This is a genomic window from Mesorhizobium sp. Arg314 (assembly GCF_053714275.1).
In genome coordinates, this window is sequence record NZ_JBSKBP010000149.1 from 1 (window position 1) to 2,008 (window position 2,008).

Sequence of the window (2,008 nt, forward strand, 5' to 3'; positions counted from 1 at the left end):
GCCATAAGCGACGAGGCCGGCGTTATTTTTGACGATGTCCTCTTGCGCGCCGATACACACGCCGAGGCGTAAGAGGCACTCGGCGTGGCAGCGACGGCCAGCTGTCGCATATTATAATCGCGTCGGTCCAGAAGGCCGCCGCTCACGCGGCGGCTGCTTCGGAGGCGCTGAAACGCGACAGATAGTCTGCGGCGCGCTGCGCGTGTGCCGCTGCGGCGAAGATCGCTCGCTTGTCCCCCTTCAGCACGGACAGCCAGTGACCGATATAGGCGGCGTGGTCGTCGCGATCCTCGAGGCGCAGCCCCAAATCGGCGCAAAGGAACGCGGCGCCCAACTCGGCGACAAGCTCCTCAAGGGAATAGCCGTCGTCTCCGAACCGCTTGCCGCCGAAATCACGGTCAAGGCGCGTGGCGTGCCGGGTCCAATGTGTCGACTCGTGGGCAATTGTTGCATAGTACGCCTGCGCATCCCGGAAGGCCTCGAAGGCGGGCATTTGAATAAAGTCGAGAGCCGGGCTGTAGTAGGCGCAGTCGCCGCCGTGACGGATGTCCGCGCGCGTCGCGGCGAAGAATGCTTCGGCATGGACAATTCGCTCATCCGGGTTGCGGACATTTTCGGCGCGGGCATAGAAGTGAGGGGGCAGATCGTCGACCTGCTCGACATTGAAGACCGTGTAGGCCTTCAGGAACGGGATGAAGCGCTCGGCCTCATCGCCGGTGGCCTCGTCGGTCTCGGTGCGCCGCAGGGTGTCGGCATACACGACGGGAGAGCCCTTTTCGCCCTTGCGGACACGACCGCCCAGCTCGATGGCCTGCTTGAAGGTCATCCAGATCGGCGCGGCATAGTGCCCGGTCATCGCGGACGCCCAGAGCGTCAGGACGTTAATGCCGGCATAGGGCTGGCCGTTGTGGCGAAGTGGCCGGGAGACGTGGCCGGCGGCATGGGCGGCACTCCAAGGCTGCGTCCAGGGTTTTACGCCTTGCTCGAGGGCTTCGATGATCTGGTTGGTGATGCGGCTGTAGACGTCCTGCCGCGGGGTTTCGTTGGTGTCCGACATGACCTTGCTCCTTTTGCGTCGGGTTTTTCTCAAGACGCGGAGAAGCAGGGCCGGGCGATTGAGCCGGCCGGCCAGGCCCTAACACGGTCCCGCCCCTTCCCGGCGGGAGTGGTGCGGGCGGGGTTTGACCGGGCGGCGCGCCTGGCCGATTTCGCGGAAAAGATTGAGAAAAACCGCTGCAATGGGCAGATCGCCGGAACGCCGACCCGCGCGGCAGGGAACGAGACAGGGAGCGCTACTGCAAAGGCAGGCAGCACGCGCGTCAAGGCAAATGGACGTCGCTAAAAGAGACGAACGCTGCCACAGCCGTTTTCAGGAACGAGCCCATGGCTGACCTATGCGACTGGGAAAACGCTGGCGATCTGGGCGAGAGCAATCGCGACTGCTAGTTGGGCTGTGTATAGTCGACCTTCTCACCGTCTTCCTTGACGAATTCGCGCACCGGATGGTCGAGCAGCGGTAGCACCGCCTCCGAAGGCCGGCAGAGCCTTGTGCCCTTGGGCGTCTCGACGATCGGCCGGTTGATGAGGATCGGATGGGCGAGCATGAAATCGATCAACTCGTCGTCGCTCCATTTCGGATAGGCAAGGCCAAGCTCGGCATAAGGCGTTCCCTTCTCCCGCAAAAGCTGGCGCGAGGTGATGCCCATAGCTGCGATCAGTTCCAGCAGCCGCTCGCGGCTCGGCGGCGTCTTCAGATATTCGATCACCACCGGTTCCTCGCCGCTGGCGCGGATCATGGCGAGCGTGTTGCGCGAGGTGCCGCAATCGGGATTGTGGTAGATCGTGATCGTCATGACTTTGCTTTCAGAGGCTGGGATTGCACGATGATTTCGGGCCTTAATAGCCAGCCCATCAGCGCAAGCGCAATCAGGGCGCCGAGCAGCTCGGCGACGATGAAGCCCGGCAGATCGACCGGCCTGATGCCGGAAAAGGTGTTGGTGAGCGAGCG

The 2,008-nt window shown here is 63.2% G+C and carries 2 protein-coding genes and 1 pseudogene; all 3 read right to left on the minus strand.

The genetic code is table 11. The features are described from left to right. Positions 1-142: 142 nt before the first annotated feature. Positions 143-1,057, minus strand: a complete 915-nt coding sequence (locus tag ACWGS9_RS34650; protein WP_454509415.1) for an ArdC family protein — start codon at positions 1,055-1,057, stop codon at positions 143-145. Between the two features lie 385 nt (positions 1,058-1,442). Then, a complete protein-coding gene (gene arsC, locus ACWGS9_RS34655) occupies positions 1,443-1,853 on the minus strand; it encodes an arsenate reductase (glutaredoxin) (RefSeq protein WP_454509416.1) in 411 nt (136 codons plus the stop codon). Further along, positions 1,850-2,008: pseudogene (locus ACWGS9_RS34660) on the minus strand (aquaporin family protein); the annotation flags it as partial. The gene arsC and the pseudogene ACWGS9_RS34660, both read right to left, overlap by 4 nt.